The organism is Myxococcus sp. CA039A, from assembly GCF_013336645.1.
GTDB lineage: Bacteria > Myxococcota > Myxococcia > Myxococcales > Myxococcaceae > Myxococcus > Myxococcus llanfairpwllgwyngyllgogerychwyrndrobwllllantysiliogogogochensis.
In genome coordinates this window covers 1-17,021 of record NZ_JABUMQ010000099.1, presented here as the reverse complement: position 1 = coordinate 17,021, position 17,021 = coordinate 1, and the positions used below count along the sequence as shown (strand labels likewise).

The 17,021-nt window shown below is 70.6% G+C and carries 14 protein-coding genes; 3 read left to right on the top strand and 11 right to left on the bottom strand.

Annotation, left to right across the window (positions count from 1 at the left end):
- Positions 1-10: 10 nt before the first annotated feature.
- The 3 genes from HR086_RS18185 to HR086_RS18175 are packed head-to-tail and all read right to left on the bottom strand — an operon-like array spanning position 11 to position 3,077.
- A complete protein-coding gene (locus tag HR086_RS18185; protein ID WP_254626371.1) occupies positions 11-1,840 on the bottom strand; it encodes a caspase family protein in 1,830 nt (609 codons plus the stop codon).
- Positions 1,840-2,595, bottom strand: a complete 756-nt coding sequence (locus HR086_RS18180; RefSeq protein WP_174466244.1) for a DUF4384 domain-containing protein — start codon at positions 2,593-2,595, stop codon at positions 1,840-1,842. Before HR086_RS18180 ends, HR086_RS18185 begins: the two co-directional genes overlap by 1 nt.
- Positions 2,592-3,077 carry an RNA polymerase sigma factor gene (locus HR086_RS18175; protein WP_141644168.1) on the bottom strand — a complete coding sequence of 162 codons (486 nt, stop codon included), beginning with the start codon at positions 3,075-3,077 and terminating at the stop codon, positions 2,592-2,594. The genes HR086_RS18180 and HR086_RS18175 overlap by 4 nt, the downstream gene beginning before the upstream one ends.
- Positions 3,078-3,175: 98 nt before the next feature.
- Here HR086_RS18175 and HR086_RS18170 point away from each other — a divergent pair, with 98 nt between their 5' ends.
- Complete coding sequence (locus tag HR086_RS18170; protein WP_174466243.1) at positions 3,176-4,054, top strand: alpha-ketoglutarate-dependent dioxygenase AlkB; 879 nt, start codon at positions 3,176-3,178, stop codon at positions 4,052-4,054.
- A gap of 49 nt (positions 4,055-4,103) precedes the next feature.
- Here HR086_RS18170 and HR086_RS18165 read toward each other — a convergent pair whose 3' ends face one another.
- The 5 genes from HR086_RS18165 to HR086_RS18145 form a co-directional block, all read right to left on the bottom strand.
- Positions 4,104-5,354, bottom strand: coding sequence for a DEAD/DEAH box helicase (locus tag HR086_RS18165; RefSeq protein ID WP_141644170.1), 1,251 nt, complete (start codon positions 5,352-5,354; stop codon positions 4,104-4,106).
- A 57-nt stretch (positions 5,355-5,411) separates the two neighbouring features.
- Positions 5,412-6,317 carry a VWA domain-containing protein gene (locus HR086_RS18160; protein ID WP_174458416.1) on the bottom strand — a complete coding sequence of 302 codons (906 nt, stop codon included), beginning with the start codon at positions 6,315-6,317 and terminating at the stop codon, positions 5,412-5,414.
- An 81-nt stretch (positions 6,318-6,398) separates the two neighbouring features.
- The gene (locus HR086_RS18155; protein WP_174466242.1) at positions 6,399-7,778 is read right to left on the bottom strand and encodes an adenylosuccinate synthetase; all 1,380 of its coding nucleotides are present in this window, start codon (positions 7,776-7,778) and stop codon (positions 6,399-6,401) included.
- The gene (locus HR086_RS48555; protein WP_246137306.1) at positions 7,775-8,698 is read right to left on the bottom strand and encodes a VWA domain-containing protein; all 924 of its coding nucleotides are present in this window, start codon (positions 8,696-8,698) and stop codon (positions 7,775-7,777) included. The genes HR086_RS18155 and HR086_RS48555 overlap by 4 nt, the downstream gene beginning before the upstream one ends.
- A gap of 102 nt (positions 8,699-8,800) precedes the next feature.
- The gene (locus HR086_RS18145; protein WP_174466241.1) at positions 8,801-9,820 is read right to left on the bottom strand and encodes a hypothetical protein; all 1,020 of its coding nucleotides are present in this window, start codon (positions 9,818-9,820) and stop codon (positions 8,801-8,803) included.
- Positions 9,821-9,871: 51 nt separating this feature from the next.
- Here HR086_RS18145 and HR086_RS18140 point away from each other — a divergent pair, with 51 nt between their 5' ends.
- Entirely contained in the window at positions 9,872-10,345 is a 474-nt protein-coding gene (locus HR086_RS18140) for a putative toxin-antitoxin system toxin component, PIN family (RefSeq protein ID WP_174466240.1), read from the top strand.
- On the opposite strand, the gene HR086_RS18135 is transcribed toward HR086_RS18140, so the two are convergent.
- Together HR086_RS18135 and HR086_RS18130 are read right to left on the bottom strand one after the other, a co-directional pair.
- The gene (locus tag HR086_RS18135) at positions 10,321-11,865 is read right to left on the bottom strand and encodes a hypothetical protein (protein WP_174466239.1); all 1,545 of its coding nucleotides are present in this window, start codon (positions 11,863-11,865) and stop codon (positions 10,321-10,323) included. The genes HR086_RS18140 and HR086_RS18135 overlap by 25 nt on opposite strands.
- Positions 11,862-12,854, bottom strand: a complete 993-nt coding sequence (locus tag HR086_RS18130) for a multiheme c-type cytochrome (RefSeq protein ID WP_373564317.1) — start codon at positions 12,852-12,854, stop codon at positions 11,862-11,864. Before HR086_RS18130 ends, HR086_RS18135 begins: the two co-directional genes overlap by 4 nt.
- Positions 12,855-12,934: 80 nt before the next feature.
- Here HR086_RS18130 and HR086_RS18125 point away from each other — a divergent pair, with 80 nt between their 5' ends.
- Complete coding sequence (locus HR086_RS18125; protein WP_174458413.1) at positions 12,935-13,948, top strand: NAD(P)-dependent alcohol dehydrogenase; 1,014 nt, start codon at positions 12,935-12,937, stop codon at positions 13,946-13,948.
- An 81-nt stretch (positions 13,949-14,029) separates the two neighbouring features.
- Here the strand turns inward: HR086_RS18125 and HR086_RS18120 are convergent, their stop codons facing one another.
- Positions 14,030-16,690: an RIO1 family regulatory kinase/ATPase gene (locus HR086_RS18120; RefSeq protein ID WP_174466238.1), complete on the bottom strand. Its 2,661-nt coding sequence runs from the start codon at positions 16,688-16,690 to the stop codon at positions 14,030-14,032.
- Positions 16,691-17,021: the final 331 nt, after the last annotated feature.

Here is a 17,021-nt window from a genome sequence, read left to right as displayed (position 1 = left end):
GAGCGCTTCGCTAGAAGCGCGTTCTCACCCCCAGGTCCAGTGCGGGCAGGAACTTCACCTCGGTGAAGTCGTCCATCCGGAGGACGGCCACGGGCAGTCGTCCTTCGATGAGCAGCGCGAGCTGGGGCATGACGAAGACCGCGATGGACCCCACGGGCGCGACAGCGGGTCCAACGGTCCACAGTGTGTCGCCCGACCGGCTCTGCACGACGAGCTGCATGCTGGCCTCGACGCCGCCGGTGAACTCCACGATGCGGGCCTGCTTCTTCCACGCATAGCCCACGCCCAGCCCCGTGATGAACTCCCGGTCATCCTGGTGCGGCCCCTGGCCCAGCTCCAGCGAGAAGGTCATTCCGCTCGACTCCGTCCGGGACAGTTCCAGTCGGAACGACACCAAGGCCCCGTCCGGATCGATCACCGTCTGACGCGCTCCCACCGTCAGGCTCAGTGCACGGCTCCCAGGAGGATTCTGGAATCGTGACATGGGCAGGGGTGGAGGCGGCAGTGCCTGTTCGAACACCGGCTTCTCGGCCGCGGGCTCCCGCGCGCCGACCGCCAGGGGCTCCGAAGTCGGAGGCTCCGGGGACTCCACCGAGACCGTGCCTGCCTCGGCCGCGGCCCGGCGCGTGGCGGCTTCCTCCCAGGGACGAGGTTCCTCAGGCGCCGTCTTGGAGGTCTTCGCACCGGGCGCCTGCCCAGGCTTCACCGGAGCCGCCGACCCCGGCCAGTTCCACTCCTCGGGTGACGAGGAGGAGACGGCCGTCCGCGCCACCGGCTCCGAGCCCCCCTTCCTGCCACCGACGAGAGGCGCGGGGGCCACGAGCTGAAGGTCTTCCCACCGCACCTTCTGAACCTGTCCCGACGGCGCGCGCACCGTGCCCTGGTGCTGCTTGCCCGCGCGCCATGCCCGCAGCTCGTACTCCCCGGGAGGCACCGCGAGCCGGGGCACCGCGCCCGGCCCCAGCTCGGCGAGCACCTGTCCCCGCCCGGGACGCAGCAACAACGCACGCTCGAAGTCGGAGGGCAGCTCCAGGGCCGTGCCCGGGCTGGGGAGCTGGGTGAGGATCAGCTCGCCCTTGCCCGTCAGCCGGTAGTCATAGGCGGGATGCTGCGCGCCCGTCAGCACGTCCGCGGTGGCGGAGACCGTATGCGCATAGGCGTACTGATACGCCTCCGCCAGCGTCACCAGCCCATCGCCGGAGGCATCCGCCGCCCCGCGCAGCCCGGACACCAGATGGTGCGTGAAGAGCGAACCGCCGACCTCGCGAGACTCCAGCGCCAGCTCGTCCTCCGCGCTGGAGGTGAGCAGCGCATGCCCGGTGCTGTGCACCTCGTCCGTCAAGCGCAGCTCGAAGGAGGGGCCGGGTCGTCCGCCCTTGAAGCGCAGCAGCGCGCCGCTGCGGCAACTGTCGACGATGGCCAGCCGCACATCCGCGTGCGTCGCGTCCAGCCACCGGCGCAGCTCCGCATACAGCAGTCGCTCCGTGCCCAGCTCCAGGGCCACGCCATCCGAGTGCCCGGAGAAATAGAAGAGCAGCACCACCCGCGTGTCCGGCGTGACGCGCAGCGAGTCGACCTTCCGCGCGGCGGCGTCCAGCGCGGCGCGCACCGTGGCCAGGTTCTCGCCCTGCAGGACGATGAGGTCCGAGGGTGGCACGTCTCCCAGCTCGGAGAGGACTCCGGCGAGCTTGACCGCGTCGGCCTCGGCGTAGCGCAACGGAGGCCGCTCGCCACTGCCGACGTTGTGGCCGACCAGCACCGCGATGCGCCGGGTCCCCGCCTGGGCGGGCAGGGCGGCGCAACACACGAAGGCGAGGGCGAAGCAGCGGATGAAGGTCATCACGGCTGGGTCTTCTCGAAGAGGAAGGAGGCCTGTGCTCCGGCGGGAACCGGCAACCTCGTGCGGTCTCGGATGACGTCAGCCCCCCCGGCCGAGATTTCACGCAGTGCGGGAGCCACGGACTCGATGGACAGCGGCTTGCGAGAGAACAGGGCGAACAGTCGCTCGGGGCCCGGGGCGTTGTCGAGCACCACGCTCCCCGGAATCTCCAACGGCAGTCCCCGAGAAGGCAGCAGGCCGCTCTCGGTTCCCCCGAACGGAAAGTAGGTGCTCACCTGGCCCGCGCCATCCACGGAGACCACGAGGACGTAGGGCAGCCCCAGTCCCTCGACGACGAAGCGCACCTGGTCGCCCGCGGCCAGCGCCTCGCCTTCCTCCACCTTCCATGTGCGCTCGCCGCGGTGCGCGAAGAGCTGGAGCACCGCGCCTCCCTTGAGGGCGAGCTCGGGCTCCTCGGGGGAGGGGATGGCGACGAGCGCGAGCAGGAGCAGCACCGCCGACGAGAGGGCCAGGGCGGGAGCCCACCATCGCCAGCGGTGTCCCCACGGCGACACGCGGGTGGGGAGCCGGTCGGCGCGGGGCAGCACATAGGCGGTGAAGTGGCGGCGCAGCGACGCCAGCTCGTCCGCGCGGGTGCGACACGTGAGGCAGGTGTCCAGGTGGGCCTGGGTGGCACCGCGCTCCTGGGGGGAGAGCGCGTCCATCGCGAGGGCATCCAGCTTGAGGCTGGAGACGTGGGAGGGGGCGGTGTTCATGAGGGGGGCCTCCCGGCGAGCGTGTGTGCGTGCCGGTGGAAGTCTGCGAGCCGGTTGACGACGGTGCGACGGGAGATGCCGAGCACCTGGGCGACCTCGTCCTGGGTCATCCCATCGGCGAGGTGCAGCCAGGCGACCTCGGCCGCCTTGGGGGGCGCGGTGGTGATGAGGCGGCGAGCGAGGTCCCGGTCCTCCAGGAGTCGCTCGGCGTCGACGCCTGGTGCCTCGGGAAGCTCTCCGACGGGCACGGCGCGGCGGCGGCGGTCCCGGGCCTGGTTGAGGCAGTAGTTGGTGGCCACGCGGTAGATCCACGCGAGGGCGTGGTGGGCATCCGGGGCGCGGGCCAACTGCCGGTGCAGGCGAAGGAAGGTCTCCTGGGCCGCGTCGGCGGCCGCGGCGTCGTCGCCCAGAATCTGGCGGCAGCGGGCATACAGGGCGGGCCCGTAGGTGCGGTAAAGCGCATGGAGGCGGTCTTCGGACATGGTGGTTTCGCGTTCCGGCCTCCCTACCAACACCCGGGGTGTCCGGATTGCGCAACAGGCGCTCCGGACAGAGCGGGTGTGGTAGCACGGGGCCGCCCATGGCCCTTCCCCCCCGCCGTGGCCCCTCGCTGGCCCAGAAGGCCCGCCAGCGCACTCCGGGTCACCACTACAACGCGAGCTTCCTGTCCGACGCGGACCGGATGGACATCCTCAACTGGCTCGGTGGGCTCCACCCGCTCTGGGAGGAGCGTTACTCCAAGCACTTCCCGCCCCCGCCTGGGCAGCAGCAGCGGCGCCTGCTGCGGCCGGTGTACTGGCTGGGAAACTGGCAGTTCGCGTGCCTGGACTACTACCGCCCCCCCAAGGGCCTCTTGAACCGGTGCGTCAAGGCGGAGCCCTTTCCGGCGGTGCTCCAGCGGCAGGTGGACAAGGTGGAGGCGCTGGCGCGGCGCATGTTCCGGGGGCCGGACATGCCCAAGGGCTGGCACCTCAACACCTGTCTGGTGAACTTCTACGGCAGTCGCCTGGAGGATGACCGCTGGGTGGACACGGCGCGGGTGGGTGAGCACAAGGACTTCGAGCCGGGGCCGGTGGCCTCGCTGTCCTTCGGAGAGCGGGCGCTCATCCAGTTCGTCACGTCCTCGCGGCCCGGTGAGCGGGACGCGGTGGTGCTGGAGCAGTGGCTGGATGATGGCTCGCTGGAGCTGTTCGGCGGGACGCGGTGGAAGGAAGAGACGTTCCACCGGGTGCAGCGGGTGGACACGCGCGAGGGGCATGACCTGGCGCCGAAGCTGCCGGACTTCCGCACGCGGCGCATCAACCTGACGTTCCGCTACGTGCCGGATGCGCACGTGATGCCCTTCGCGAAGCTGTCCGACGAGGCGCGCGAGGACGTGCGCGGCTACATGGCGCAGCTCGCCAAAGGCAGCGCCTTCTTCCGCGCGGAGCTGGAGCGCGAGCGCCCCGCTTCCCCCTGACGCGAACCCCCGTCGCCGGGGGTGGGTGGCCCTGGAGCCCTCGGCCTGGTCAGCGCTTGCGATGCGTGCGGGCGTGTCGGCCTTCGGGCCGCCGCTGCTCGCGCTTGGGCGCCTCCGATTCCTGCTGCGCCGGGCCCGGGTTCTTCTGTGAGGCGAGGAACTGGGCCCACGCCTCCTGGAACACGGGGTCCTCGCGAGGCACCGGCACTCGGGGAATCTGTCCGCGCATGACGCGCTCAATCTGCGCGACGACTTCCTTGTCCTTGGGGATGGCGAACGTGGAGGCCACGCCGCTGGCCTGCGCGCGCGCCGTGCGACCGATGCGGTGCACGTAGTCCTCGGGTGAATGGGGCAGGTCGTAGTTGATGACCTGTCCCACGTCCTCCACATCCAGGCCGCGCGCGGCGATGTCCGTGGCGACGAGGCACCGGTACGTCCCCTTGCGGAAGCCCTCCATCGCCTGGCGACGCTGGTTCTGCGTCCGGTCCGCATGCAGCACCGCGCTCTTGTGGCCCGCGCGCTGGAGGATGCGCATCACCTTGTCCGCGCGCTCCTTCGTCTTCGTGAAGACGAGCGCCGTCGTCGAATCCTCCGCCAGCAGCGTGAGCAGCAGCGAGGACTTCTCCTCGGCCTTGACGATGTAGAGCCGCTGCTCGGCCCGCTCGGCGGGAGTGCCGCTGCGAGTCACCTCCACGCGCACGGGACGGTACAGCCGCTCGCGGGCGAACTCGGTGACGTCCGGCCCCAGCGTCGCGGAGAACAGCAGCGTCTGCCGACGGCGGGGCAGGGCCTCGAAGATGCGCTCGAGTTGAGGGAAGAAGCCCATGTCGAGCATCCGGTCGGCCTCGTCGAGCACCAGGGCCTCCAGCTTGCTGAAGTCCACCATGCCGTTCTCCAGCAGGTCCACCAGGCGGCCAGGCGTGGCGAGCACGAAGGTGGGCTGGGCCTTGAGGGCCTCCACCTGGGCGCCCATGTCCTCGCCGCCGATGACCACGGCGTGCGTCAGGCCACGGGCCTCGGCGAAGACCTGCACGGGCTCGGCGATCTGCTGGATGAGCTCGCGGGTGGGGGCGAGCACCAGGCCGAGCGTGCCCGACTTGCTGTGGAATCGCTCCACGAGGGGCAGCACATAGGCGGCCGTCTTGCCCGTGCCGGTGGCCGCGCAGCCGATGATGTCCTTGCCCGAGAGGGCAGGGGGAATCGCCTGGGATTGGATGGGGGTGGGCTGCGTGAAGCGCACCCGGCGCAGGGCGCCGAGGGTGGCCTTGGACAGTCCGAGCCGTTCGAAGGATTCACTCACGGCTTCGGGGTATCACGGCGCGAGGCTCCGTGGGAAAGAGCCTCGGCCGACACTGTCCTACGTCGTGGCTCGCAGCTTCTGGGCCCAGGGCTCCAGCGCCCGCAGGATGCCCTTCACCCGCTCGGGGGGCTTGCCGGAGTCCCGAAGGCGCTTGGCGATGGCGTCGAGGTGGGGGACGGCGCGCTCGGTGAGGGCCACCAGCGCGGCGGCCACGTCGCAGGTGTCCACCGCGTCATCCATGCAGATGACCCTGTCGCCCATGACGATGCGCCAGAAGTCCTCGCAGTAGCCCCTCCGCCGCTGGTCCGGGATGAGGAAGAACGGGTGGAACGTCCGCTCCAGCCGCTCGACGGCCTGGTAGATGGGCATGTCCTTGTCGAGCGTGTCTCCGATGAGGGACTTCACCTGGGTCAGGGACACGTTCTCCAGGGCCGGCTCGTCGCCCGTCATGAAGAAGTAGCCCTTCTTCCCGCGCTTCTCGAAGCAGTCCATCGCGGTGTGCTCGGCGGCGAAGTACATGCCCAGCTCGTACGACTCGCCGGGGTTCGAGCCACCGCCGCGCTCCAGGAACATCCAGGTGAGCCACTGGTCCAGCTGATTCTCGGAGGACTCGAACTGGCCGACCTGGAGCGGGGCGCGGTCGAAGAACGCGTCACCCACCGCCATGAAGAGCACCTGCGGGTCGGGGATGCCCGCCTCCATCAGGTCCTTCATGAACGAGGGGAACGTCTGGCGCGCGAGGTTCTCGGGGATGTTGCCCATGGAGCCCGTCACGTCGAGCGCCATGACGACGGCGAGCGAGTTCGGGTGGGCCGCGCTGTCGCGGCTCTCGCGGAACTTCACCCCCAAGGGGTCCATCTGGGGATGGCAGGCGCGCTGCTTGAACACTTCCTGAGGCGGCAGCTCGCTGCGAGCCTTCGTCATCGCCTCATGCGCCTTGTGGCTGTAACTCCCGTAACCCATGACTGAAAGACCCCCTCGGTGGAGACACCGCGAATGCACCTCGCGATGTGCCCGGACGCTAGCCCGGAGGCCCTGTCGTCGTCAGCCCCGGGAGCGCTTGTCCCGGGCCCTGGGGCCCTGTGACGTCACGGAGACGCGCACGCCCAGGGTCGCCTCCACCCAGGTGATGAAGCGCTGCGTCCGGGTGTCGGCGCTCTCTCCCAGCGCAAGCGTCGTCCGCTCGGGTGTGCAGCGGGCGAGCGCCCCGGTGAGTCGCGCCTGCCATGCGAGGTCCTGGGCCGCGCCGGGACGCAGCGCCGTGACGCGCCCGGCCTCGTCGCGCACCACGAGCGCCTCGTCTTCCGCGGTGCCGGGAGGTGCGTGGTACGCGGAGCACACGGGCCAGTGCGGGCCAAGCCTGTCCACATGTGTCAGGGCGAGCGAGTCCACACCGCCGCAGACCTGGAGCGCATAGCGTCCGAGGACTGCGTCGAACCCGCCCACGCGGAAGCCGCCCTGCCAGCCGTCGGCGGTGTTGTGAGGCTCGGGCACCAGGGCCGCGAGCGATGCTTCCTCGGTGGGCAAGGGGCCCTCGCCGTGGCGCGTGGCGTAGGCGCGAAGCACGCCGAGTCGATGCACGTCCCCGTCGAAGCCCTGCTCGCGCAGCAGGGCCAGGGCGGGCTCGAAGGTGCAGGTGCTCCAGGTGGTGTGCGGATGGAAGCCGCGCCACTCATCCAGCAGGACGCCCTGCGCGCCCTCGAAGACGGTGTGGCCCTCGCGCAGCCGGGGGCCGAGCCAGCCATCGCCCACCACGCGCTGCTCGGGATGGATGACGCGCACGGCCTCCACCCAGCGCGAGGGGATGTCGGAGTCCTCCAGCAGTCCCAGCTCGGGCGCGGAGTCGGGATGGCCCATGGCGGCGCGCCGCACCTCGGCCAGCTCCGCGCGAAGTCGCTCCTGCGCGGCGCGGGCCTTCCTGGTGAGGACGTCGGGTCGACACAAGTCTGCCGCGAGGACGGCGGCCTCCGGATGCGCGAGCGCGTCGCGCATCGTCTCGCCCACGCCCACGCCGCAGGTGCCATGCCGCCGCGCGCCCCGGCCCAGCTCGCGCAGCCGTCCGGCCGCTTGATGGAACGGGGTGATGACGCGGGCGCGCTCGCTCACCGTCACGCGCGACAGGGCGTCCGGGACACCGCGCTCCGCGAGGTACTGCGCTTCCACGTGGAGGGCCAGTGGATGGAAGACGGTGGAGTGCGCCAGGTGCGTGGCCACGCCAGGGACGAAGGTGCCCGCGCCGAGCTGGGAGAAGGTGTGGTGCCGGCCGTCATCGGTGACGACGTTGTGGCCCGCCTGGGCGCCTCCGTTGAAGCGCACGACGAGCTGGGCGCCGTGGCGCCGCACCAGCCAGTCCGTGAGCGTGCCCTTGCCCGCGTCGCCGAAGCCGAGGTCGACGACGACGTGGGCCGCGCGGGGCGCCTTCATCGCTCGTCGCGAGGGATGCGGCGGTGGCCGGAGTTGGCGTCGTTGGTGGGCAGCGGCTCATCCTCCAGGCGAGGCTGTGGCGTGCCATCGCGCCCCAGCGTCGCGGCGAAGGACGTGAGCGCGCGGATGACGGCGCCGCGTCGGGGTCGCTCCAGTCCGCCTTTCTCCAGATGTCGGGCCAGCGCGTCCAGGTCTGGGATTGCGCCCTCGCACAGGCCCACGAGACTGGCCGCCACATCCACCGTGTCGGTGGGGTCCTCCATGCAGATGACGCGGTCTCCGAGCAGCTCCCGCCAGTCGCGCTCGCAGTTGCGGCGTCGGGCCAGGTCCGGGATGAGGAAGAACGGCTCGAAGCCGACCTGGAGCTCCTCCACCACCTGTCGCACGGGCAGGTCCTCGTCGAGTGTGTCGCCGATGAGGGACCTCACCTGCTTGCGAGAGACATACCCATAGGGGCGCTCGTCGCCCGTCATGAAGAAGTAGCCCCGGTGTTTGCGCTTGCGCCAGCAGTCCAGGTCCGTGTGGCGCGCGGCGAAGTACATGCCCAGCTCATAGGACTCGGTGCCGGGCGTGCCGCCGCCGCCTTCCAGGTAGCTGGACGTCAGCCACTGGTCCATCTGCCGCTCGGAGGACTCGAACTGGCCCACCTGGAGCGGAGCGTGGTCGCTGTTCGCGTCGCCCACCGCCATGAAGAGGACCTGGGGGTCCGGGATGCCCACGTCCATCAGGGACTTCATGAAGTCAGGCAGCCGGCGCCGGGCGAGCAGCTCCGGGATGGAGCCCATGGAGCCCGTGACGTCGAGGGCGAAGACGATGCCCAGGGACTTGGAATGCGCCTCGCTGTCGCGACTCTCCCGCCACTTCACGCCGTGCGGGTCCATCAGCGGGTGACAGCGCTCCTGTCGGAAGACGCGCTGCACGGGTATCTCCTCACGGGCCCGTGTGAATGCCGCATGTGCCGCGTGGCTGTAGCTCCCGTAACCCATGGCTCGACTCTCCTTCCTCGCACGGCCAGGCCGCGCTCAACGCCACCCAGGCAGGGTGAAGGGAACGTAACTCGGCGGACCGAAGGACTCCTGCGCGGCGGCGGAGACCTGCTCCTTCACGCTCCACGCATCGACGTCCAGGCCACTCCGCCCCGAATGCTGCGCGCGCAGCAGCTCCGCCAGGGGCGCTGGCACGCGGGACGGCACCGAGCCCGTTGCCGGGTCTCCACCGAGGACCCAGGTGATGGAGCGCGCGCACATCGCCACGTCCGTCTCCGGAGTGGGCACGCCTCCATTCCACAGTGTGTCGGGATAGAAGTCGCGGTGCGAGGCGCTGGTGGAGGGCAGGGACTGGAACGAGCGGTGCCGCACGGCGCTGGACCAGCCGACCAGCATCAGCCCGTGGTCCCTGGGGTGGAGGAGCAGGTGGGGCGGCAGCACCGCGCCGTGGACGTAGCCCGCGCGATGCACGAAGCCCAGCAGCTCCAGCGCGCGCTTCCACATCCAGACCGCGGCGCGTGGGTCGACGCCATCGGAGTACACCTCACGCACCTCCGAGAAGGTGTGCTGGAAGCCGCTCGTCCACCGGTACACCAGCGCCGCGCGAGCGATGCCCTCCGGGTCCTTCGCGGTGCCTCGCGCCACGGGCTGGGGGAGCAGGCGGGTGAAGTACTCTGCGCCCTGGGCGTCGGTGCGCTGCAGGTCCTCCAGCACCTCGTACTCGCGGGCGAGCAAGTCCTTGTCGTCGAGCGCGCGGGCCACCTTGAGCACCACCAGCTCGGTGATGCGGGAGTCGCGTCGCGCGAGGAACACGTCACTGCCGTCGCCTCGGCCCAGGCGCCCGAGCAGCACGTAGCGCGTGTTCGCCACCGTGACGCGGGGTCGGTCCGGAGCGAAGAGAGGGTCGTCCGCGGGGCGAGCGGGCTTGGGCCAGACAGCCGCGCCCTTCGCGGACACCATGGCACCGCAGTAGTCGCAGGTGAGGATGCCATTCGGTGAGGACGGGGGTGGAAGCTTCGCGCCGCAGCCAGGACACTTCAAAAGCTGTAGTTCCATCCACCCCTCACGCAGTGCCGGGCGAGCATACCGCAGCCTCCAGGAACCCGAATGTCCCCATTGACGCCTCCGCTCCCCGTGGTGCTCGACACCAACGTCGTCCTGGACCTGTACGTCTTCGAGGACCCCGCGCTGCGCGTGCTCCACACTGCGCTGGAGGCGGGCGCGCTGGAGGCGTGGGCGGAGGACGCGACGCTGGCGGAGCTGGGCTTCGTGTTGGCGTCGCGCCACTTCCTGCCGGGACGAGACCTGGAGGGCCGGAGGACGGCCCTGGAACGCTACCGGGCTCGCGTGAAGGTGCTCCCGCCGGACGCGTCAGGGCCTTCGCTGGAGCTGCCTCGTTGCAGGGACCGCGACGACCAGAAGTTCCTCCTCCTGGCCGCCCGCGCGGGGGCGGCGTGGCTCGTGAGCAAGGACAAGCGCGTGTTGTCGATGTCGGACCGACAGGGGATGCCCTTCGTCATCCTCACCCCCCGGCAGGCCGTGGCGCGACTGGAGGCTCAGGCGTTGGTGGCGGGACGGTAGCGAAGCACGCGCACCGACTCGAGGCCGATGATGAAGGTGGTGATGGCGCTCAGCTTCGCCTTGCCCCCGGACTCGCTCCAGTCGAGCACGTGCACGAAGACGGGCTCTCCGCCGTCCTCCGCGTTCCGGTTTCCGAAGACGAGCACCGTGTCGGCCTTCTCGCCCGAGTAGGTGACGAGCGTCTGGCGGAAGGAGATCCACGACTCGCGGCTGCCGTTCTCCTCGCTGAGGCCGCGCAGGAACGCGGTGGGCTGGGCGAGCGAGCCCTGGACGTACTCGCCACCGGTGAGCTGGTGCTTGAGCTGCTCGCTCCGGGTGCTCAGCTCGGGCTCCCGGTCACCCATGCAGCCCATGCACTGTTCATCGCAGCCGCAGATCTCCTCGGGCTCGGAGAGCGTCCGGCCCTTGCGGTCCGCTTCACACTGCTTGACGCAGGCGGCGAGCGCGCGGGACTCGGCCTTGTGGGTGCTGGCGATCTTCGCGCGCATCTGGGCCTGGGTGGCGTCGGACTCGAAGAAGGACGCGTCCGCCAGGTGCAGCAGGCCGGCGACCCGCACGAGTCCCGGGTCATCCATGGAGGACAGCGCCGAACTGGCGGCGGCCTTCTGCGGGCGCAGCAGCGCGGGCCTCACGCGAACCCACTTCGAGCGGGCCTCGGACTTGTCGCCGTCCAGGTTCAGGCTGGCGCGGTCGAACAGCGCCGCCGCGGCCTTCGCGCGAGCCAACTCCGCCTTGTAGGAGTCCTTCACCTTCACCTGGGCCAGCCACTTCGTGGGGGTGCGCTCCGTCTGGTAGAAGACCTCCTGCTGCTTCTCGGTGTTCTTCTGGATGAAGAGGTCCTCGGTCTTGTAGCGAGGCGCCCACTCCAGCTTCGCCTGTGTGTCGTTGCGCGCGGCGGCCATCTTCCGCTCGTACGCGTAGGCGCGCACCTGCTCGAAGGCGGCCGTCTCCATCTCCGCCTTGTAGGGGTCCTCGCCCTCCACGTAGACGCGCAGGTCGCTCAGGCAGGTGTCGTCGTACGACGCGCCGGGATAGGTGGACACGAGGGTGAGTCGCACGCCCTGGACCTTGCCGGGCACGGGCAGGGGGATTTCCTGCCAGCCGAGCACGTCCTTCAGCTCCACCTCCACGGCGGTGCCCGTCGTCTGCGGCCCCGTCTCGCCCTGGACGAGCGGCTCCAGCTTCAAACCCTTGGGACGGGCGTTGGCCCGGTAGAGCTTGTCCGTCTTCTGGTAGCCGTTGCGCAGGAAGACGCGGAAGGACTTCGCGCGCGTCAGCTCCGGGCCCCACCACTCGATGGCCTCGCCCTCGCCGCGTCCCTTGGCGCCCTCCACCCAGGCGGTGGCCGGGTCATCGTCGGCGACGTAGAGGGGGAGGTAGTTCTGGGCGTGTTTGTTCCAGCCGTTCTCCAGGAAGGAGGACGCCGTCACGCGGCGGGGATGCAGGCGGTGGGCGGTGCCCGCGTCGGGCTCCAGGAGGACCGGCGGCGCGGCGGCGAGGATGAGCGACAGGAGAATCATGGCTTGCGCTCCATAGGTGTTCGGGTCGAGGGAAGGGGCGCGGCCCACAGCACCAGCTGTGAGAGCCCCGGGGGATAGAGTCCCGAGTCTTCCTGCTCACGGGACACCAGGTGGTAGACGACGCGGGCATAACGCGCGCCCGCGGGCATGCGGATGCGGCGAGGCGGGCCGGGAACCAGCCGGGTGTCCTCGACGGCGCCCAGGTGTGGCAGCGGCTCCGGTGGCCAGGCGCGCACTTCGATTCGACGGCCCAGCGTGGCCACGGTGCGCGAGGACTCGAAGAGGGGATGGTCCGAGACCTCCACGCTGACCCAGCGCATGACGTCACCGGAGGGGAAGGCGTGGCCCACGTCGCGCGTGGAGAGCAGGAGCGCGCCGTCCACGGCCTCCACGACGAGCGCGGCCTTGAGGGACTCCGTGCGACGGGTGCCGCCCAGTCCGTGGTCGCCGCGAGGCATGTGACAGCTCGTGCAGTGGCGCGTGTCGCCCGTCTGTTTGCGCCACCGGGTCCATTCGCCCACGGTGTCCTGTTGCCACTGGGTGTCGGAAAGCCGGACGCGTTGGCCATCGCCCTGGAGCACCGGGAAGCCGAACTGGTGACAGCCCGCGCAGGGCATCGCGGGGGCGGCCTTCGCGTCACCGAGGGGGGCGTGACAGCCCGCGCAGGTGACGCCGTGCTCCTCGGGAGGGCTGCCCGTGGGAAGCGCGCCGCGCTCGAGGTTCCGCGCGAGCGGGGCGTGACACTGGACACACCAGGCGGGCCGGTCCTCGGTGATGGCGACCTGGAAGACATCATCCGTGCGCGCGGTGGCGTGGCCGCTGCGCTTCCAGGCCTCGACCTGGGGTGCGTGGCACTCCGCGCAGCGCTGGACGCTCCAGTCGGGGAGCCCGTGCGGCGCGGGGCCAACCTCCATGCGCGCGGTGCCCTGGGGGAAGCGAGGGCCGGGCGCGGAGGCGAGCAGTGCGCAGATGAGGAAGAGGGCGTTCACGATGAGGCGGGGAGTGTAGGCGCCCTCCGTGTGCGAGCGCGACTCCCACTCTGGGGCGTGGGCGCGGTAGAACCCGACCCATGCGGGCCTATGAAATTCGAGGCGGATTCGGGTTGGACAAGCTGGTGCTGGGCGAGCGGCCGGACCCCGAGCCGGGCCCGTTCCAGGTGCGGGTGCGGGTGAAGGCGACGAGCCTCAACTACCGCGACCTGATGATGGTGGAAGGCCGCTACAACCCGAGGCAGAAGCTGCCGCTGATTCCCAACTCGGACGGCGCGGGGGTGGTGGACGCGGTGGGGCAGGGCGTCACGCGCGTGAAGCCGGGAGACCGGGTGATGGGCCTGTTCTCGCAGGCGTGGCCCGCGGGTGAGCCGACGCGCACGGCGCAGCAGCACACGCTGGGGGGGCCGCTGGACGGCGCGCTGGGCGACACGATGGTGCTGCACGAGGACGGGGTGATGCTCACGCCCGCGTACCTGTCGGACGAGGAGGCGGCGACGCTGCCGTGCGCGGCGCTCACGGCGTGGAGCGCGCTGGTGACCTATGGCGCGTTGAAGGCAGGAGACGTGGTGTTGCTCCAGGGCACCGGCGGCGTCTCCATCTTCGCGCTGCAGATCGCGAAGCTGCTGGGCGCGCGCGTCATCATCACTTCCAGTCGCGACGACAAGTTGGAGCGAGCGCGCGCGCTGGGAGCGCACGACCTCATCAACTACGTGACGACGCCGGACTGGGACAAGGCGGCGCGGGCGCTCACCGGGAACGCGGGCGTGGACCACGTCGTGGAGGTGGGTGGGGCCGGGACGTTCGAGAAGTCACTGCGCGCGGTGCGGCCCGGGGGCACGGTGTCCGTCATCGGCGTGCTGAGCGGTGGCTCGGGCGCCGTGCCGCTGACGTCCATCCTGATGCAGAACCTTCGCGTGCAGGGAATCCTGGTGGGGCATCGCCAGGGCTTCGAGGCGCTGGTGCGTGCCTTCTCGCAGCACTCGGTCCGTCCCGTGGTGGACCGCGTCTTCGCCTTCGACGAGGCGGTGGCGGCGTTCCATCACCTCAAGAGCGGCGCCCACTTCGGGAAGGTGGTCGTTCGCGTCGGGTGAGCGGGTGCTGCTCTGTATCGCAGGAGTGGAGACGGGCCCGGTGACGTGAAGTGCTCACCGGGCCTGGGTCCTACGGGGTGGTCAGGAACCCGTTTCCGTCGGGCCCGAGTCCGAAGGGTTGTTGTTGCGAGCGACGTAGCTCACCTGGGGACCGCCGCGAGGAGCACGGGAGCCGCCGCCCCGGTTCGGAGCGGAGCGTTGCTGCCGGGGGCCGGGCCCATTCTGCCGAGGCTCTCGCAGCGTGTTGCCGCCGGGATTGGCATCAGGTGCGTTCGTCTCGGGGCGGGCCTCCACGACAGGCAGTGAGGCCCTGCCGTTGCCCCGATTGCCACCTCGCTGCTCGTTCCGGGCAGGTCGCTGCCGCGACTCGGGGAAGGGGCTTTCGGCGCCAGCCTGGACCTCGTTGCCGTGACGGCCGTTTGGCGCGGAGGATTGCTCACGAGGCGTGCCGTTGCGGGCGTCCCCCTGGGGGGCGCGTGGGCCGCTGCGTGAGTCTCCCTGTGCGGACCGGGGGCCTCCGTCGCGCTGCTCGCCCTGCGCGGAACGTGAGGAGCCACGGCGCTGCTCTCCCGAAGCCGGGCGGGTGTTGTCCACTCCGGACTGTTCTCTCGGGGCCCGGTGGTGTTCGCCCGGGGCGGAGTGCTGCTCGCTGGAGCGGGTGCGCGGGCTGCCGTTGCGCGATTCATCCGCGGTGCGGGAGCCGTTGCCGTTCCGTTGCTCGCCATCGAAAGCGCGAGGCGTTCCGTTGCGTGATTCCGCCGAGCCGCGAGAGCCGCCATTGCGCGACTCGTCCGAGGCACGAGGGTGGCCGCCGCGCGGAGCGTCCGAAGCCCGAGTGTTCCCGTTGCGCGAGTCATCCGAGAAGCGAGGTTCTGCGTTGCGCAACTCGTCCGAGGCACGCGGGGTTCCGCTGCGTGAGTCCCCCGACGCGCGAGCCGCCCGACCGTTGCGGGGCTCTCCTTGAGCGTCACGGGGACCGCCGTTGCGCGGATCACTCGTGCCTCGCGGACCACCGCTGCGCTGCTCGTCTTGAGGCGAGAGCGTGCTTCCGCTGCGCTGCTCACCCGGCGCGGAGCGCGTGCTTCCGTGGCGCTGCTCGTCCTGAGGCGAGAGCGTGCTTCCGCTGCGCTGCTCACCCGGCGCGGAGCGCGTGCTTCCGCGGCGCTGCTCGACCTGAGGCGATAACGTGCTTCCGTTGCGCTGCTCACCCGGCGCGGAGCGCGGGCTCCCGTTGCGCTGCTCATCCGGCGCGGAGCGCGGGCTCCCGTTGCGCTGTTCGACCTGAGGCGAGCGGGGGCTTCCGTTGCGCTGCTCATCCGGCGCGGAGCGCGGGCTTCCGTTGCGCTGTTCAACCTGCGGCGAGCGTGGGCTTCCGTTGCGCTGCTCGAACTGGAGAGCGCGCGGGCTCCCGTTGTGCTGTTCGACCTGAGCCGAGCGAGGGCTGCTGTTGCGCTGTTCACCCGGCACGGAGCGCGGGCTCCCGTTGCGCTGTTCGACCTGAGGCGAGCGGGGGCTCCCATTGCGCTGCTCGACCTGAGGCGAGCGAGGGCTCCCATTGCGCTGTTCGACCTGAGGCGCGCGAGTGCTCCCATTGCGCTGCTCGACCTGAGGCGCGCGTGAACTCCCATTGCGTTGCTCAGCGGGCGCCGAGCGCGGTCCACCCGAGTGCTGACCACCCTGCGGCGGGCGCGCGGCATTTCGCTGATCGCCAGCGCCACCCGTTCGCGGCGCCGAAGCGGGAGCATTCGGGCGATTGCCTCCGGAACGCGGCGGCGACCGACCGGGCCCGCGGCGTCCGCCTCGCGGCGCTGGGGCCGCGGGAGGCTTGCTCCGCTCACCACCACCCTGCCGGAGCACCAATGCCTCCAGCGCGCGCAGCTCCGCCTCTTCGGCCTCCTCGGGCGTCATGGGCGCCTCTGGGGGCGCTTCCACCGGCTGCGCATGGACGGGGCGGCTCGCTCCCCGGCCCGCGCTACCATTGCGACGCGGCGCCTCGCGGAAGCTGCCGGAGGGAACGAACGAGGGCGTGAGCTCACGCCGCGTGTACGCGCTCCAGATTTCGCTCGTGTCGCCCCCGGCACCGTGCAACCAGGGCGCGATGCCCGCGAGGAACTCGCGCACGTTGTCCAGGTCGCGCCGGAAGTAGAACTCCGCGCGGTTGTTGCGCGCGGCGGCGATAGTCTGCGGAAAGTCGATGATGGTGGGCCCCAGGTAGCCCATCAGGATGTTGTAGGGCGACAGGTCCCCATGGATGAGGTCGGCGCACAGCATGCTGACCACCTGGGCCCGCAGGTCCACGTACATCGCCTGCGCTTCCTCGGGCGTCGCCGGAGGAGCCTCCACCAGCCGGGGCGCGGGTTGTCCCTGCGCGTCGAGCACCAGCTCCATCAGCAGGATGCCCTCGTAGAACATCACCGGCGTCGGCACGCGCACGCCCTGGGCGTGCAACTTGTAGAGCGAGTCGGCCTCGGCGCTCTTCCATGCCTCCTCGGAAGCGGCCTGCCCGAAGCGGCTGCCCTTCTCCATGGCGCGGCGCGTCCGGGAGTTGCGCACCTCGCGCCCTTCCCGATAGCCCACGTTGTTGCGGAAGTTCCGCTCGTGGCGCTGCTTGTACAACTTGGCTGCGACCACCTGCCCGGAGTGCTGAACCAGCCACACCTCCGCTTCCTTACCGGTCTTCAACTGGCCGATGACGGCCTCGATGATTCCGTCGGCGAGGAGGGTCTCTAGCGAGTCATTCATTCAGAGGCGGAAGTCCTGATGGGGCTCGGGCGGGTGTCTCGAAACGCGCGCGGTGCGGCCCTACTCGCAGCGCGCGGTGGCATGTGAACATCTGGCGGGGCCCTCTTTCTACCGCGTTGTCGCCGCGAGCAGTCAGGAGGGCCGACGCTCGGCCTGCTAACAGTTTGTCTGCCAGGGTTCCAGGGTATCAAGGGGACGCCAGAGCGGGTGGGTCATGTCGGACCTTGTCCTCGAGGCCTCTCCGGCAGCCCGTTCCGAGTAGACGCGGCCTGGGTGCCGAGCGACCTGGCGGCATGTCGATCGCTCGGAGAGAGGGCAGGGGCAACAACCC

What these genes read in the sequence shown, in the direction of transcription:
- HR086_RS18145 (WP_174466241.1), bottom strand. Translation starts at nt 9,820, where the DNA reads ATGGAACTACAGCTTTTGAAGTGTCCTGGCTGCGGCGCGAAGCTTCCA.
- HR086_RS18160 (WP_174458416.1), bottom strand. Translation starts at nt 6,317, where the DNA reads ATGGGTTACGGGAGTTACAGCCACAAGGCGCATGAGGCGATGACGAAG.
- HR086_RS18140 (WP_174466240.1), top strand. Translation starts at nt 9,872, where the DNA reads ATGTCCCCATTGACGCCTCCGCTCCCCGTGGTGCTCGACACCAACGTC.
- HR086_RS18175 (WP_141644168.1), bottom strand. Translation starts at nt 3,077, where the DNA reads ATGTCCGAAGACCGCCTCCATGCGCTTTACCGCACCTACGGGCCCGCC.
- HR086_RS18135 (WP_174466239.1), bottom strand. Translation starts at nt 11,865, where the DNA reads ATGATTCTCCTGTCGCTCATCCTCGCCGCCGCGCCGCCGGTCCTCCTG.
- HR086_RS18155 (WP_174466242.1), bottom strand. Translation starts at nt 7,778, where the DNA reads ATGAAGGCGCCCCGCGCGGCCCACGTCGTCGTCGACCTCGGCTTCGGC.
- HR086_RS18120 (WP_174466238.1), bottom strand. Translation starts at nt 16,690, where the DNA reads ATGAATGACTCGCTAGAGACCCTCCTCGCCGACGGAATCATCGAGGCC.
- HR086_RS18185 (WP_254626371.1), bottom strand. Translation starts at nt 1,840, where the DNA reads ATGACCTTCATCCGCTGCTTCGCCCTCGCCTTCGTGTGTTGCGCCGCC.
- HR086_RS18180 (WP_174466244.1), bottom strand. Translation starts at nt 2,595, where the DNA reads ATGAACACCGCCCCCTCCCACGTCTCCAGCCTCAAGCTGGATGCCCTC.
- HR086_RS18170 (WP_174466243.1), top strand. Translation starts at nt 3,176, where the DNA reads ATGGCCCTTCCCCCCCGCCGTGGCCCCTCGCTGGCCCAGAAGGCCCGC.
- HR086_RS18125 (WP_174458413.1), top strand. Translation starts at nt 12,935, where the DNA reads ATGCGGGCCTATGAAATTCGAGGCGGATTCGGGTTGGACAAGCTGGTG.